The organism is Streptomyces zhihengii, from assembly GCF_016919245.1.
In the GTDB taxonomy this organism is placed as follows: Bacteria; Actinomycetota; Actinomycetes; order Streptomycetales; family Streptomycetaceae; genus Streptomyces; species Streptomyces zhihengii.
The window spans coordinates 35197-50443 of the sequence record NZ_JAFEJA010000002.1 but is presented as its reverse complement, the minus strand read 5'-3'; the positions used below and the strand labels follow the sequence as shown (position 1 = coordinate 50443).

Below are 15247 nucleotides of genomic sequence, written 5' to 3'. Positions count from 1 at the left end.
ACCTCCGCCGACGGGCCGGGGGCGCGTCCGTGACACGATGCGGCGCACCGACCCATCCGCGCGCCGTCCGGCTCCGAATAACGGTCGAGAATCGTCCGGAGCGTGCGCACCGTGGAGGAACACCGAGTGAAAGAAGCCGTCCGCATCGGCGGACCCGCGGCCGCGGGGCCCGATCTGGAGCAGTTGCTCGTCCTGGTGGCCAGAGGCGACCAGGACGCCTTCTCCGCGGTGTACGACTCGGTGAGCGGGGCCGTGCTCGGCCTCGTGCGCACCGTGCTGCGTGATCCGGCCCAGTCGGAGGAGGTGACGCAGGAGGTGCTGATCGAGGTCTGGCGGTCCGCCGCCCGCTACCAGCCGGCCCGCGGCTCGGCGATGACGTGGATCATGACCCTGGCCCACCGCCGCGCCGTCGACCGGGTGCGGTCCGCCCAGGCGGCGACCGACCGTGAGCGCCGCGCGGCGCTGCTCGAACGGACCCCGGCCTACGACGAGGTCACCGAGCAGGTCGAGGCACGTCTCGAACACGAGCAGGTGCGGCGCTGCCTGCGGGGGCTGACCGAGCTCCAGCGGCAGTCGGTGACCCTCGCCTACTACCGCGGGCTGGCCTACCGCGAGGTGGCCGAACTGCTCGCCGTACCGCTCGGCACGGTCAAGACACGACTGCGCGACGGCCTCATCCGGCTGCGCGACTGCCTGGGGGTGAGCGCGTGAGCACCGACGAGCTGCACCTGCTGACCGGCGCCTACGTGCTGCACGCGCTCTCCCCGGAGGAGCGCGACCGGTTCGAGCGCCATCTGCACTCCTGCGCCTCGTGTGCCCAGGAGGTGCGCGAACTCGCCGCCACCACGGCGCGGCTGGGGTCGGCGGTCTCCGTCACCGCGCCCGCCGCGATGAAGCGCGAGGTCATGGCCCGGATCTCCACCGAGCGCCAGGAGCCGCCGCTCGTCGCCCGCCGGGCACAGCGCGCGGCGGGCGGCCGGCGTCTCGCCGCCTCCCGGTTCGCGCTGGCCGCCTGCGTGGCGGCGGCCGCCGCCCTCGGCGGGGTCGCGGTCTGGCAGCACCAGGAGGCCGAGGACGCCCGGGCCGCCGCGCGGGCCGCCGAACGCGCGGCGGACGACATCTCCGCCGTGCTCTCCGCCCCCGACGCCAAGGTCTCGGCGGGGAAGCTGCCGGACGGCGCCGGGGCGACGGTGATCGTCTCGCGCACCCGCGACCGGGCCGTGTTCGTCGCGTCCCGGATGCCCCGGCCGCCCGCCGGGAAGGTGTACCAGCTCTGGTTCTCCGACGGCGACGCGATGCGCCCCGCCGGTCTGATGGACGCGTCCCAGGACTCGGGCACGGTGCTGATGGACGGTCCGGTGGACGGCGCGTCCGGGATGGGCATCACCCTCGAACCGGCGGGGGGATCGCCCCAGCCGACCTCGGCACCGCTGGCGGTCATGGAGTTCCCGGCCTGATCCCGGCCCGCGCCGGGCGCCCCGCGACGGCGGGGCGCCCGGCACCGGGCCCTTCGTCCGGACCGAACGGCTCCGGCGCCGCCCGCGCCGCGGGGCCGGATCAGGCGCCCGTGCCGCGGGCGCGCGGCGGGCGGGGGAAGAAGCCGCTGGTGCGGGCCGCGTACTCGGCGAAGCCGGGGCGCTCGGCCATGTGCCGTTCGAGCAGGCGCTTGCCGCTTCCCGCGGTCAGCAGGAAGCTCATGACGACCGGGCCGACGGCGCACACCGCGGCGACGGCCGGCTCGTCGCAGACGAAGAGGAACAGCCCCCACCACACCAGGAAGTCGCCGAAGTAGTTGGGGTGCCGGGTCCACGCCCACAGCCCGCGGTCCATGATGCGCCCCTTGTTCGCCGGGTCCGCCTTGAACCGGGCGAGCTGGTGGTCGCCGACGGCCTCGAAGAGGAAGCCGGCCAGCCACACCGCGCACCCGGCCCAGACCAGCGGCCCCGCCGGGCCGGGCACGTACTGGGCCGCCTGCACCGGCAGCGAGACCAGCCACACCAGGGCGCCCTGGAGGAGGTAGACCATGCGCAGCGCGTACAGCGCCCGGCTGCCGGGGGCGCGGGAGAGCATCCGCTCGTAGCGCGGGTCCTCGCCGTGCCCCCGGCCGCGCCGCCCGATGTGGACGGCGAGCCGCAGCCCCCAGACGCAGGTCAGCACCGTGACCAGCAGCCGCCGGGTGCCGTCGCCCTCGCCCGCGGACGCGGCGTACGAGGCCACGGCGACGGCGGCGAAGCCGACGCCCCAGGCCACGTCCACGATCCGGTGGACGCCCAGCCGCAGCGCGACGGCGAAGGTCACCAGCATGACCGCGAGCGCGGCACCCGCGGCGAGGGCCAGCCCCTGCGCGAAGTCCGCCCATGGGAAGCCGTTCATCCGCCGTACCATCCCTTCGGTGTCGCGGGCATCCCGGAGGCGCCGTCGTCGCCGGGCCGGACGGCCAGGATCTGGTCGACCCCCATCCGCCGTTCCTCGAACGCCAGGGCCCCGCCGACCAGATAGAGCCGCCACACCCGGGCCGTCTGGTGGCCCGCGAGGGCGGTGAAGTCGTCCCAGCGCTCCTCCAGGGTGCGGTGCCAGGCGGCCACCGTGCGGGTGTAGTGCTCGCGCAGCGACTCGGCCGACCGCACCTCCAGACCGGCGCCCTCCAGCAGGGAGACGGTGTCGCCGAGCGGGCGCATGTGCATGTCGGGCGCGATGTACGACTCGATGAACGCGCCGCCGCCGGGCGCGTCGGCGCCCCGGGACATCTGCTGCACGAGCACCCGGCCGCCGGGCCGGACCATCCGGTGCAGGACACCGGCGAACGCCGGGTACTCGGCGTCGCCGACGTGTTCGCCCATCTCGACGGTGGACACCGCGTCGTAGCCGCCGCCGTCGATGTCGCGGTAGTCGCGGAGCAGGACCTCGACCCGGTCCGACAGCCCCCGCTCGCGCACCTGTTCCCGGACGTACCGGGCCTGGGCGGCCGCCAGGGTGACCGCGGTGACGCGCGCCCCGTGGTGCTCGGCCGCGTGGAGGGTGAGGGAGCCCCAGCCGCAGCCGATGTCCAGCAGCCGGGCGCCCTCGCGCAGGCCGAGCTTGCGGCAGATCAGCTCCAGCTTGTCCCGCTGGGCGTCGGCGAGCCCGTACTCCGGGTCGTCACGGGTCCAGTAGGCGCAGGAGTAGGCCATGGACGGGTCGAGCAGGGCCGCGTAGAAGTCGTTCGACAGGTCGTAGTGGTGGCTGATGGCGGCCCGGTCGCGGGCCTTGCTGTGGAGGTCCCCGGTGAGCCGGGCCTCGGCGGCGGGCGCGGGCGGCCGGGGGCCGAGCGCGCCGAGGCGCAGCGCCGTGCCGGCCGCCCTGGCCCGGTCGGCGAGGGTGAGCCGGGGCGGGGCGAGCGCCCGGGTGCGCACGGCCGTCCACATGGTGCGCAGCGCCTCCCCGAGATCGCCCTCGACATCGATCTCGCCCGTGATGTACGCCTGCGCCAGGCCGAGTTCGCCCGGCTGCCAGAGCAGCCGGCGCAGCGCCCTGCGGGAGCGGATCACGACGACCGGGCCGTGGGCGGGGCCGGCGGTGGAGCCGTCCCAGGCGCGCAGCCGGAGCGGGAGGGCGCCGCCGAGCACCTCCTCGACCAGCGGCAGCAGCCGTCGCGCCGCGGTGCCCCGGCCGGCGGGGCGGGTGCCGGCGTCGGGCGCGCGGGTGCCGGTGTCCGGTGCGGTCGGGTGGTTCACGCGGTCGTTCCCTTCGTCAGCCGGAGCTGCTGCACATCGAGGTAGCCCGAGCGGAATCCGGCTTCCGAGTAGGCCAGGTAGAAGGTCCACATCCGGCGGAAGGTCTCGTCGAAGCCGAGGGCGCCGACCTCCTCGGCGCGCGCGGTGAACCGCTCCCGCCACAGCCGCAGCGTCTCGGCGTAGTGCGGCCCGAAGGTGTCGCGCGCCGTGACGGCGAGGCCGCCCGACCGGCCGGCGGTCTCCTCGATCGCCTCGGTCGAGGGCAGCAGGCCGCCGGGGAAGATGTACTTCTGGATCCAGGTGTGGGTGGAGCGGGAGGCCAGCATCCGGTCGTGCGGCATGGTGATGGCCTGGAGGGCGGCGTGTCCGCCGGGGACGAGCAGCCGGCCGAGGGCCGTGAAGTACTCGGGCCAGAACTCCGCGCCGACGGCCTCGATCATCTCCACGCTGACGACGGCGTCGTAGGTGCCCGTGATCGCGCGGTAGTCCCGCAGCAGGATCGTCACCCGGTCGTCCAGTCCGGCGTCGCGCACCCGCCGGGCGGCCAGCTCCTGCTGCTCGGAGGAGAGCGTGACGGTGACGACGTCGGCGCCGCGGGCCGCGGCCCGGATCGCCAGCTCCCCCCAGCCGGTGCCGATCTCCAGCAGCCTGGTGCCCGGGCCCGTCTCCGCCAGGTCGAGCAGCCGGTCGATCTTGCGGTGCTGGGCGGCTTCGAGGAGGTGCTGCTCGGCGGGGAAGCCCCGGAAGAGGGCCGAGGAGTAGGTGAGCGTGTCGTCCAGGAAGAGGGCGAAGAGGTCGTTGGACAGGTCGTAGTGGTGGCTGATGTTGGCCCGGGTGGCGTCGGCGGTGTTGCGGTGCCCGGCGGGCTGCGCCGGGGCCCAGACCTTGCGCAGCCGTTGCAGGGGCCGCGGCACCAGGGTGGCGGCGTGCTCGGCGAAGGCGCTCAGCACGCCGACCAGGTCGGGGGCGTCCCACTCGCCCGCCATGTAGGACTCGCCGAAGCCGATGGTGCCGCCGGCGGCTATGCGGGCGAAGAAGGCCCGCGGGTCGCGCACCTCCATCAGGGGCCCGCCCGCTCCGGCCGGTTCCCGCTCGCCCGCGAGCCGCACCCGCAGCGGGAGGGGGCGGATCGCGCGGCGCACGATCCGTTCGGCCACCGCGGCGCGCGCCCGGGAGACGTGCGGTGGCCGGGCCACGTCCGGCCACCGGCGCGCGTCCACGGGGCCGGCCGGCCGGGGGACGGGAAGGACGGGGACGCTCACTTGACACCCTCCTGGGGCTGATGACGGGGGCGGGGGCGGACGGGCAGTCCGCGCAGGTACAGGCGGATGCCGTGGAAGCGGATGGCCGCCGACACGGCGAGGGTGGACAGCGGATGGCGCAGCAGGCAGCGCAGCACCCCGGCGGTGGTGACCGGCCGGCGGGTGCCGGTGACGGTCGCGGTGAACGGCCGGGAGCCCTCGCGTTCCAGATGGATCGTCAGGCGCAGCGCGTCACCGGGCTCGGGCAGGCGCATCAGATAGCGGCCGTCGACGGGGAAGAACGGCGAGACGTACAGCTCCTTCCCGGTCGTGGCCCGGTGGTCCTCCTCGTCGGGACGGAGCAGGTAGCAGTGCCGCTCGCCGTAGGTGTTGTGGACCTCGGCGACCACGCAGAGCGGGCTGCCGTCCTCGCGGTGGCACCAGTACAGGGTCAGCGGGTTGAACACATGGCCGAGCACCCGGGCGTGGGCGAGCATCAGGACGGGGCCGTCGCCGAGCGCGACGCCCCGGGCCGCGAGGAAGGCGGCGAGCCCGGCGCGGACGGTGGCGCTCCGGCCGCCGAAGTGGTCGCGGGCGTCGAAGCGGGCGAACGGGCGCAGCGGCGCGGGCAGCCGGGGCGGCCGGTCGGGGTCGATCAGCCACAGGTAGGTGCGGTGGCGCAGTACGTAGTCCGACGGCGTCTTGCGCACATGGGTGACCGTGCAGGGGTAGAGGGCCGGGGCGGTGCTCACCAGGTCACGCCCAGGGCCCGGGCGGCCTCCACGCCGGAGCGGCAGCCGTCCTCGTGGAACCCCCACCCGTGGTAGGCGCCGGCGTAGGCGGTGACCGGGCCGCTCAGTGCGGGCAGCAGCCGCTGCGCGGCGACCGACTCCGGTGTGAAGACGGGGTGTTCGTACTCCATCCGTGCGATGACCCGGCCGGGGTCCACCCGGTCGCCGCCGCCCAGGGTGACGACGTGCTCCCGGGGGGCGTCGAGGCGCTGGAGGCGGTTCATGTCGTAGCTGACGCGGACTTGATCGGCGCCGGCGTCGCAGGCGGGCATGGTGAAGTTCCAGCTCGCCCGGGCGCCCGCGGTCCGCGGGAGGACGGAGCCGTCGGTGTGCAGCACGGTGGTGTTGCGGGAGTAGGTGAACGCCCCCAGCGCCCGCTTCTCCTGCTCGGTCGGGTCGGCGAGCAGGCGCAGTGCCTGGTCGGGGTGGGTGGCGACGACCACGCCGTCGAAGCGCGCGGTCCCGCCGTCGCCGGTGGTGACGACGACGCCGTCGGGGCCGCGGTGCAGCGCGCGCACGGGGGTGGCGGTGTGGACGGCGGTGAGCTGCTTGCCGATCCGTTCGACGTACTCCCGGGAGCCGCCGGTGACCGTCCGCCACACCGGCGACCCGGTGACGGTGAGCATGCCGTGGTGGTCGAGGAAGCGGAACAGGTGCAGGGCGGGGTAGCGCAGCGCGGTGACGGCGTCGCAGGACCAGACGCAGGAGACGACCGGGGCCATGAAGTGGGCGGTGAAGTACGGGGAGAAGCGGGCCCGGGCGATGAACTCGCCGACGGTGGTGGTGTCGTCGTGCGGGCCGTCGAGCAGTCGCCGGGCGAGCCGGTGGAAGCGGGGCACCTCGGCGAGCATCCGCAGGTAGCGGCCGCGCAGCGCGTTGCCGGGGCGGGGGAACAGGCCCCTCGCGCCCCGGGCGCCCGCGTAGAGCAGGCCGCAGCCCTCGCACCGCACCGACATGCTCATCTCCGACTCCTGCGTCGCGACGCCGAGTTCCCGGAACAGCCGCAGCAGCAGCGGGTACGTGCGCTCGTTGTGGACGATGAAGCCGGAGTCCACGCGGTACGCCCGTCCGTCGGCCGCGGGCACCTCGTGGGTGTGCGCGTGCCCGCCGAGCCGGGAGTCCGCCTCGTAGAGGGTCACCTCGTGCTCGCGCTGAAGGATGTACGCCGCGGTCAGTCCCGCCACCCCGCCGCCGATCACGGCCGTACGCCGCCGTTGCGCTGTCATACCGCTCCCTCCGGGCAGCTCGGCGCCGCCCCTCAGCCAGCTATTCGTCGCCGGGGGCGGGCCGGATTGGCCGGGGGCCGGAATTCGTCGGATCTTCCGCCCGTCGCGCGCTCCCGCCGGTCCGTGGACAGCCCTCGCGGCCCGTCGGATGATGGAGGAAAGGGATCGACGCGGACGAAAGGTGTGTCCTGCGATGTCTGAGCATCCTGACTGCGCCCTGGTGCGCCGGGGCTACGTAGCGTTCAGCGAGGGCGACATGGAGACCCTCAGCTCCCTGATGACGGCGGACGCCGTCTACCACCTCCCGGGCAGCAGCCCGGTGTCCGGCCACCACAAGGGGCGCGAGGCGATCCTCGGTCTGTTCCAGCGCTTCGGGCAGGAGACCGGCGGCACCATGCAGGTGCAGGTGGAAGCGGTCCTCGCGGACGGCCGCGGCCATGTCATGGCCTTCCACACCACCCGGGCCGACCGGGGCGACCGGGGCATCGAGATGCGCGAGGGCCTGTTCTTCACGATCACCGGCGGAAAGGTGACGGACATCGACGCGTGCGTGGAGGACATCGACGAGATGGACGCGTTCTGGAGCTGACGGCGCCGGTGGGGGCACGGCACGACGGCGCGGCACGGCCGTGGGGCCGTGCCGCGCCGTCGGATGCGCCGTCCCGTACGGGTGCCGTCGCGGGTGTGCTCAGCCCACCGAGCTGTAGGCCACCACGCCGCGCAGCAGTCCGTCGACCGCCTTGCGGGCGTTCTTGGCGACGGTGCTGTTCTCCCGGGGGGCGGCGGCAGCCACCTGGCCGAGGACGTCGATGACCTGCTTGCACCAGCGCACGAAGTCGCCCGCGGGCATCTCCGCCTCGCGCAGCACCTCGTCGAGCGCCTTGCCCGACGCCCACTGGTGGGCGGCCCAGGCGAAGCCGAGGTCGGGCTCGCGCTGGCCGACCCCCTCGGCCTGGTTGATCTTGAACTCCTCCTCCAGGGCGTCCAGCCGGCCCCAGATGCGGATCATCTCGCCCAGCGCCTCCTTGGCCCTGCCGCCCGGGACCTTGGGCGCGACGGCGTCGTCCGCCTGCCTCGCCTCGTAGACCAGCGCCGAGACGCAGGCGGCCAGTTCGGCGGGGCCGAGACCCTCCCAGACCCCGTCGCGCAGGCATTCGCTGGCGAGCAGGTCCAGTTCGCCGTAGAGCCGGGCGAGCCGCCTGCCGTGCTCGGTGACCTCCTCGCCGCGGAAGTAGTCCATCTCCGTCAGCAGGGCCACGATCCGGTCGAAGGTCCGCGCGATGGTGTTGGTGCGGCCCTCGATCCGCCGCTCCAGCTGGCGGGTGTCCCGCTGGAGCCGCTGGTGGCGCTCGGCCCAGCGGGCATGGTCCTCGCGCTCGTCGCAGCCGTGGCAGGGGTGGGCCCGCAACTCCGTGCGCAGACGGGCGATCTCCCGGTCGTCGGCCGCCGCGGCACGCTCCTTGCGGTGCCGTTCGGGCACGATGTGACCGGCCTTCGTGCGCAGCGCCGACGCCAGATCGCGGCGCGACTGCGGCGAGCGGGCGTTGAACGACTTGGGGATGCGCATCCGCTCCAGCGCCTCCACGGGCACCGGGAAGTCGATCGACGCGAGCCGCTTGACCTGGCGTTCGGCCGTGAGCACCAGGGGGCGCGGCCCGTCGTGGTGCTCGAAGCCGCGGTGGCCGTTGGTCCGCCCGGCGGGCAGCCCGGGGTCGAGCACCAGGGCGAGCCCGGCGAACTTGCCCGTCGGCACGTGGATCACGTCGCCCGGCTTCAGCCGCTCCAGCGACGCGGCGGCCGCTGCCCGGCGCTGCGAGGCACCCTGCTTGGCGAGTTCGGTCTCCCGGTCCTTGAGCTCACGGCGCAGCCGCGCGTACTCCTCGAAGTCGCCGAGATGGCAGGTCATGCCCTCGCGGTAGCCCTCCAGCCCCTCCTCGTTGCGCTGGACCTGGCGGGAGATACCGACCACCGAGCGGTCCGCCTGGAACTGGGCGAACGACGTCTCCAGCAGCTCCCGCGAGCGGTGCCGCCCGAACTGGTGCACGAGGTTGACCGCCATGTTGTACGACGGCTTGAAGCTGGAGCGCAGCGGATAGGTACGGGTGCCCGCCAGGCCGGCGAGGGCGCCCGGGTCCATGGCGCGCTGCCACAGCACCACCGCGTGGCCCTCGACGTCGATGCCGCGGCGCCCGGCCCGGCCGGTGAGCTGGGTGTACTCGCCGGGGGTGATGTCCGCGTGCTGCTCGCCGTTCCACTTGACCAGCTTCTCCAGCACCACCGAGCGCGCGGGCATGTTGATGCCGAGCGCGAGGGTCTCGGTGGCGAACACGGCCTTCACCAGGCCGCGGACGAACAGCTCCTCCACGACCTCCTTGAACGTCGGCAGCATGCCGGCGTGGTGGGCGGCGATGCCGCGCTCCAGCCCTTCGAGCCACTCGTAGTACCCGAGGACATGGAGGTCCTCGGTCGGGATCGAGGCGGTGCGCTCCTCGACGATCCCGCGCACCGTGGCGCGCGCGGCCTCGTCGTTGAGCCGCAGGCCGGCGGTGAGGCACTGCTGGACGGCCGCCTCGCAGGCGGCGCGGCTGAAGATGAAGGTGATGGCCGGCAGCAGGCCCTCGGCGTCGAGCCGGTCGATGACCTCGGCCCGGCCCGGGGTCCAGATCCGGCTGCGCTGGCGGCGCTCGCGCTCGCGGTCGGCCTCGCGCACCATCTTCCCGCGGCGGCGCTCGCGCGGGTTGTAGCCGCGCTGGTTCTCCATCCGGGCCAGGCGCACCAGGTCCGGGTTGACCTCGCGCTTGGTCCGGCCGCGGCCGCCGTGGTCGGTGCTCTCCTCGAAGAGGTCGTACATCCGGCGGCCGGCCATGACGTGCTGCCACAGCGGTACGGGCCGCTCCTCGGAGACGATCACCTCGGTGTCGCCGCGGACGGTGTCCAGCCAGTCGCCGAACTCCTCCGCGTTCGACACGGTCGCGGAGAGCGACACCAGCGTCACGGATTCGGGGAGGTGGATGATCACTTCCTCCCACACCGCGCCGCGGAAGCGGTCGGAGAGGTAGTGCACCTCGTCCATCACGACGTAGCCGAGGCCGCGCAGCGCCTGCGAGCCCGCGTAGAGCATGTTCCGGAGCACCTCGGTGGTCATCACGACCACCGGGGCGTCGGCGTTGACGCTGTTGTCGCCGGTGAGCAGGCCGACGCTGCCGGCCCCGTAGCGCTTCACCAGGTCCGTGTACTTCTGGTTGGACAGGGCCTTGATGGGCGTGGTGTAGAAGCATTTGCGGCCCTGTTCGAGGGCCAGGTGGACGGCGAACTCGCCGACGATGGTCTTGCCGGAGCCGGTGGGCGCGGCGACGAGCACGCCCTTGCCGGCCTCCAGCGCCTGACACGCCTCGATCTGGAACGGGTCGAGGTCGAAGTCGTACATCGCGCGGAAGGGCGCCAGTGCGGTGGCCGCCTCCGCCGCGCGGACGCGGGCGGCGGCATAGCGCTCGGCGGGAGAGAGATCCTCGGTCATCTTGTTCATGAGCCTACCCGCCACCTCCGACAGTCAGCGGATCTTTATCCGCCGGGACCCGGGCCCCCGGGACGACGGCGAAACCACCCTCTGTGTACCCGCGGGCGGGGCGGCGGCACACGTGCGAAGGGCCGGGAATCGGCTTCCCGGCCCTTCACCCTCCGCGTGCGCGCGGCGACTTCGCGTCAGGTGATGTCGTCGTACCCGTGGGTGCGCCGGGTGTCGGGCTCGCCGGTCGCCTGCTCGGGCAGCGCCTTGGCGGTGGAGACCGGCTCCACGCCGCCGACCGGGGCGGGCGTGAGGTCGAGGTCGGACGCCTCGTCGTCGTCGAGTTCCGCGTCGGGGTCGTTGCGCCTGCGGCGGCGGTCGTTGAGCAGCGAGAAGCCGACGGCCACGAAGTAGAGGAAGATGATCGGCCCGGAGAGGGCGATCATGCCCAGCGGGTCCGTCGAGGGGGTGGCGACGGCGCCGAAGACGAAGATGCCCATGACCGCGCCGCGCCACCAGCCGAGCATCCGGCGGCCGGTGACGATGCCGGTGAGGTTCAGCATGATCAGCAGCAGCGGCAGTTCGAAGGAGAAGCCGAAGATCAGCACCATCCGGACGGTGAAGTCCAGGATCTTGTCGACGCTCAGCAGGTTCTCGGCGGGGGCCGGGGTGATGGACAGCAGCACCTTCATGCTCACCGGCATGATCAGGTACGCGAAGTAGACACCGGCGGCGAACAGCGGGGCGGCCGCGGCGGCGAAGTAGTACGTGTACTTCTTCTCGTTGCGGTGCAGGCCGGGCGCGACGAAGGCCCAGAGCTGGTACAGCCAGATCGGGCAGGACACCACGATGCCCGCCATCAGGACGACCTTGACCGTGGTGGTGAACGGCGAGAGCAGGTCGGTGTAGACGACCGTCGCGCACACCCCGCCCTTCTTGGGGCCGTCGACGGCGCACTCCGGCACCGGCGAGGTGAGGAATTCCATCAGCTCCTGGCTGAACGCCACGGCGACGACGGAGGCGATGACGATCGCCAGCGTCGCCTTGGCGAGCCGGTTGCGGAGCTCACGGAGATGGTCCGCGAGCGGCATGCGGCCCTCGGGGTCCTTCTCCTGCTGGTTGGGGCGGGCAGGCTTGAGCAACCCACGTCCTCATCTCGTGCGGCAGGCCGCGGTCACCACGGCCTTGGGGTCGTCAGCGCTGGGGGGTGTCGGTCGGCTCGTTCACGGGGCGGGCGCTGCTGACGTCGCCGGGCGAGGCCTGGATCGTCCGGGGCACGGCCTGGCCCTGCGCCGGGTCCTTCGGCTCCGCCGGGGCGGTCTGCTGCTGCTGGCCGTCCGACTTCATCGCCTTGGCCTCGCTCTTGAGGATGCGCGCGGACTTGCCGAGCGAACGGGCCATGTCGGGAAGCTTCTTGGCGCCGAAGAGCAGGAGGATCAGAAGGGCGATGATGATGATCTCGGTGGGGCCGATCTGTCGGAACATAACTGTGTCTACCTTCTCACCGAGGCGGCTTGGGGCTGGTTTCTGCATGTCCCTGCGGACAGATGTCCGAGACGACGCAGCGATCGTAACCCGCAGGGGTAAACGCTGGGCAATCCTCTTGCATACTCCGGTCAGCGGCCCGGCGCCTCATCTCCGGTGCCGCCATCAGCAGCGTACCGCCCGGATCTGCGCTTCTTAAGGGCGCGTCCGCGATCGTCCGCCGGCCGTGGCGGGCGGCTCAGCGCAGCGTCTCCCCGGACCGGGCGAGACCGGTGGCCGCCTGTTCGAGGTCCTGGGCGGCGCGCTCGACGCGCCGGGTGGTGCGGGCGACCTGGTCGCCGAGGCGGCGGGCCTCGATGCCGACCCGGACGGCGAGCACCCCCAGGACGGCGATCGAGAGGAAGCCGACGGCGACGGCGAGCATGGGCCAGAACATGGGCCGAGCCTAGTGCGTCGGCGGCCGGCGCCGTGCGGGCGCCCTCACGCCGTGGTGTGCAGCCGCAGCGTCCGCACCCCGCCGCCGGTGAGCAGCTCCACTATCCGCTCACCGGCCGGCTTGCGGACGGCCGAGCCGCACTCGGGGCAGGTGAACGAGTAGAAGGTGGTGCGCCGGCTGCCCCCGATGGCGAGGCGCAGCGCGCCCGCCGACAGCTCGAACCGGGCACGGCAGTCGGGGCAGGCGGCCTTGAACAGCACGGGACCGACCTGGGTGGGAGCTCCCGGGACGAATGACATGCGGTGCGCAGCTCCTCAGTCCCGGCCGTCGTACGCGGCGAGGGCGTCGACTGCCGCCTGCCGGGCGCTGGCGGCGAGCTCCGGCGGCGACACGATGCGTCCGTCGCGCCCGAGCCGCAGCGCAAGACGGCGCAGCGAGGCGGGGGCGGGGGTGCGGATGGTGATGCGCAGGCCCCCGTCGGGGAGTTCCTCGGCCTGGTCGTGGGGGTAGTACTCGGCGACCCAGCGCCCGCCGGGACCGACCTCGACGACGACCTCCGGGTCGTCGGCGGAGGGCTGCACCAGCCCCTCGGAGAGATCGCGCAGTTCGATCTCGGGCGGGGCGGCCGGGGCGTCGAGCAGCCGGATCTCGGCGACACGGTCCAGCCGGAAGGTGCGGCGCGCCTCCGACAGCCGGCACCACGCCTCCATGTAGGTGTGGCCGACGGCGAACAGCCGGATCGGGTCGACCTCGCGCTCGGTCAGCTCGTCCCGGGCGGGCGAGTAGTACCGCAGCCACAGGCGGCGGCGCTCGGAGATCGCGCGGTCGACGTCGGCGAAGACGCCGCCCTCGGACTCGAAGGTCACCGAGAGCCGGGAGCTGGCGCCCGCGGCCTCGCCCGCCGCGCCCTCGATCTTGGCGGTGGCGCGCAGCAGCGCGTCCCGGTCGCCCTCGCGCAGGCCCGGCAGGGTCGCCACGGCCCGCGCCGCGACCAGCAGCGCGGTCGCCTCGTCGGCGGCCAGGCGCAGCGGTTCGGCGGTGGACTCGCCCGAGGCGTCGGGGTTGCGCCACCAGATGCGCTCGCCGTCGGTGTCGATGTCGAGCAGGTCGCCGCCGCGGAAGCTGGTGCCGCACATGGGCAGCACGTCGAGGTCGGAGATCAGCTCGTCCTCGGTGATCCCGAAGGCGCGGGCGACGTCGGCGACATGGGCGCCGGGGCGCTCGCGGAGATAGGTCACCAGCGAGAGCATCCGCCGGGTCTGGTCGATGGCGTTGGCGGCCATGGTCGTACGACTCCCCTTCAGCCCTTGGCCACGGCGCGCAGCCGGTCGACCACGTCCGCCCGCAGGTCCGCGGGCTCCAGCACGACGGCGTCCGGGCCGAACTCGACCAGCCAGGCGTCCAGTCCGTGCCCGTACGGAATCTCCAACTCGTCCCACCCGTCGCCGAGTTCCCGCAGGCCCACCGCGCGGGCCCGCAGCGGGTAGCCGCAGCCGGCCCGCAGCCGGATCAGCGCGGTCCTGGTCGCGGTCTCGCCCGCCCAGCTCTCGACCGTCTCGCGGACGGTGACGACGTCGGGCACCGGGGCGGTGAACGCGCCCGTCCGGGCGCGCACCCGGCCGGAGATGCGCGACAGCCGGAAGACCCGCTCGGCGCCGCGGTCCCGGTCGTGCCCGGCGAGGTACCAGTGCCCGCGCCAGCACTCCAGCGCCCAGGGCTCGACATGGCGCTGCTCGGGGCGGGCGGCGTTGGCCTTGCGGTAGTCGAAGACGACCGGCCGGCGGTCGCGGCAGGCGAGCATCAGCGGTTCGAAGGCCGCCTCGTGGACGGGGATGCGCGGTTCGAGCGCACTGTGCCGGTCCTCGTAGGCGTCCTCGGTCTCGGGCATGCCGGCCGCGCGCAGCTTCTGCAGGGCCCCGCTCGCGGCGCCGGCGAGGCGGGCCTGCTGCCACACCTTGGCGGCGAGGCCGAGCGCGGCGGCCTCCTCGGCGTCGAGGGTGATGGGCGGCAGCCGGTTGCTGTCCCGGCGGGCGACATAGCCGATGTCGCCGTCGAGGGATTCCACCGTCTCGATGACCAGACCGAGTTCGCGCAGGTCGTCCTTGTCCCGCTCGAACATGCGGTTGAAGGAGTCGTCGGTCGAGGCCTCCATGTACGCCTCGATGGAGCCGCGCAGCTCACGCTTGCTCAGCGGGCGTCCGGTCCCGAGCAGACACAGCGCCAGGTTCATCAGCCGCTCGGCCTTGGCAATGGCCATCGACGCCCTTCACCTCTTCTTATGGAGTGCCCTGTGCCCGTCGACCGTACCGCCCCGGGGTGTCCGGACAAAAGCGAGGGCCCACGCCTTCCCGGCGCGGGCCCTCGTCACACGGCGCCGGGCGCCGCGGCACTCCCTCAGACCGCGACCAGGTCGCAGACGAAGATCAGCGTCTCGCCCGGGGCGATGGAGCGGCCGGCGCCGCGGTCGCCGTACGCGAGGTGCGCCGGGATGGTCAGCTGGCGGCGGCCGCCGACCTTCATGCCCTGGATGCCGCGGTCCCATCCGGAGATGACCTGACCGGCGCCCAGCTTGAAGCCGAGCGGGGTGCCGCGGTTCCAGGAGGAGTCGAACTCCTCGCCGGTGGAGAAGGCCACGCCCACGTAGTGGACCTGGACCGTGTCGCCGGCCTTGGCCTCCTGGCCGTCGCCCTCCCAGATCTCCTTGATCTCCAGGTCGGCCGGCGGCTCGCCGCCCGGGAAGTCGATCTCGGGCTTCTCGATGCTCACGGAAGGTGCTCCTTGCGGTTCTGCTTGTCGACTGGGCCGGGACAGTCTCTCAGAACGTCCCGGCCGCTCAGGGCCGTGTCGGCT

At 73.5% G+C, this 15247-nt stretch carries 16 protein-coding genes; 3 read left to right on the top strand and 13 right to left on the bottom strand.

Annotated features, from left to right (window positions below):
- Positions 1-126: 126 nt before the first annotated feature.
- Positions 127-711: a sigma-70 family RNA polymerase sigma factor gene (locus tag JE024_RS28370; RefSeq protein WP_205376822.1), complete on the top strand. Its 585-nt coding sequence runs from the start codon at positions 127-129 to the stop codon at positions 709-711.
- A complete protein-coding gene (locus JE024_RS28365) occupies positions 708-1457 on the top strand; it encodes an anti-sigma factor (RefSeq protein ID WP_205376821.1) in 750 nt (249 codons plus the stop codon). The genes JE024_RS28370 and JE024_RS28365 overlap by 4 nt, the downstream gene beginning before the upstream one ends.
- Before the next feature lie 100 nt (positions 1458-1557).
- Here the strand turns inward: JE024_RS28365 and JE024_RS28360 are convergent, their stop codons facing one another.
- The 5 genes from JE024_RS28360 to JE024_RS28340 all read right to left on the bottom strand — a co-directional run bounded on the left by JE024_RS28360 (position 1558) and on the right by JE024_RS28340 (position 6971).
- Positions 1558-2373, bottom strand: a complete 816-nt coding sequence (locus JE024_RS28360; protein ID WP_205376820.1) for a DUF1295 domain-containing protein — start codon at positions 2371-2373, stop codon at positions 1558-1560.
- Positions 2370-3626: a class I SAM-dependent methyltransferase gene (locus JE024_RS28355; RefSeq protein WP_244883565.1), complete on the bottom strand. Its 1257-nt coding sequence runs from the start codon at positions 3624-3626 to the stop codon at positions 2370-2372. Before JE024_RS28355 ends, JE024_RS28360 begins: the two co-directional genes overlap by 4 nt.
- Positions 3627-3709: 83 nt before the next feature.
- Positions 3710-4975, bottom strand: coding sequence for an SAM-dependent methyltransferase (locus JE024_RS28350; protein WP_205376818.1), 1266 nt, complete (start codon positions 4973-4975; stop codon positions 3710-3712).
- On the bottom strand, positions 4972-5706 hold the full coding sequence (locus JE024_RS28345) for a DUF1365 domain-containing protein (protein ID WP_244883248.1): 735 nt from the start codon (positions 5704-5706) through the stop codon (positions 4972-4974). The genes JE024_RS28350 and JE024_RS28345 overlap by 4 nt, the downstream gene beginning before the upstream one ends.
- Positions 5703-6971: an NAD(P)/FAD-dependent oxidoreductase gene (locus tag JE024_RS28340; RefSeq protein ID WP_205376817.1), complete on the bottom strand. Its 1269-nt coding sequence runs from the start codon at positions 6969-6971 to the stop codon at positions 5703-5705. Before JE024_RS28340 ends, JE024_RS28345 begins: the two co-directional genes overlap by 4 nt.
- Positions 6972-7164: 193 nt before the next feature.
- Here JE024_RS28340 and JE024_RS28335 point away from each other — a divergent pair, with 193 nt between their 5' ends.
- A complete protein-coding gene (locus JE024_RS28335; RefSeq protein WP_205376816.1) occupies positions 7165-7560 on the top strand; it encodes a nuclear transport factor 2 family protein in 396 nt (131 codons plus the stop codon).
- Between the two features lie 99 nt (positions 7561-7659).
- On the opposite strand, the gene JE024_RS28330 is transcribed toward JE024_RS28335, so the two are convergent.
- The 8 genes from JE024_RS28330 to JE024_RS28295 form a co-directional block, all read right to left on the bottom strand.
- Positions 7660-10488 carry a DEAD/DEAH box helicase gene (locus tag JE024_RS28330; RefSeq protein WP_205378401.1) on the bottom strand — a complete coding sequence of 943 codons (2829 nt, stop codon included), beginning with the start codon at positions 10486-10488 and terminating at the stop codon, positions 7660-7662.
- A 185-nt stretch (positions 10489-10673) separates the two neighbouring features.
- On the bottom strand, positions 10674-11567 hold the full coding sequence (tatC, locus tag JE024_RS28325) for a twin-arginine translocase subunit TatC (RefSeq protein ID WP_205378400.1): 894 nt from the start codon (positions 11565-11567) through the stop codon (positions 10674-10676).
- Between the two features lie 103 nt (positions 11568-11670).
- The gene (gene tatA / locus JE024_RS28320) at positions 11671-11961 is read right to left on the bottom strand and encodes a Sec-independent protein translocase subunit TatA (protein WP_205376815.1); all 291 of its coding nucleotides are present in this window, start codon (positions 11959-11961) and stop codon (positions 11671-11673) included.
- 238 nt (positions 11962-12199) lie between these two features.
- Positions 12200-12397 (bottom strand): hypothetical protein, encoded by a 198-nt coding sequence (locus tag JE024_RS28315; RefSeq protein WP_205376814.1) that lies wholly within the window; start codon positions 12395-12397, stop codon positions 12200-12202.
- A gap of 44 nt (positions 12398-12441) precedes the next feature.
- On the bottom strand, positions 12442-12696 hold the full coding sequence (locus tag JE024_RS28310; protein ID WP_205376813.1) for a CpXC domain-containing protein: 255 nt from the start codon (positions 12694-12696) through the stop codon (positions 12442-12444).
- Positions 12697-12711: 15 nt separating this feature from the next.
- Positions 12712-13680, bottom strand: coding sequence for a helix-turn-helix transcriptional regulator (locus JE024_RS28305; protein WP_205376812.1), 969 nt, complete (start codon positions 13678-13680; stop codon positions 12712-12714).
- Between the two features lie 17 nt (positions 13681-13697).
- Positions 13698-14654, bottom strand: coding sequence for a helix-turn-helix transcriptional regulator (locus tag JE024_RS28300; protein ID WP_205376811.1), 957 nt, complete (start codon positions 14652-14654; stop codon positions 13698-13700).
- Between the two features lie 137 nt (positions 14655-14791).
- Positions 14792-15163, bottom strand: a complete 372-nt coding sequence (locus JE024_RS28295; RefSeq protein WP_205376810.1) for an FKBP-type peptidyl-prolyl cis-trans isomerase — start codon at positions 15161-15163, stop codon at positions 14792-14794.
- Positions 15164-15247: the final 84 nt, after the last annotated feature.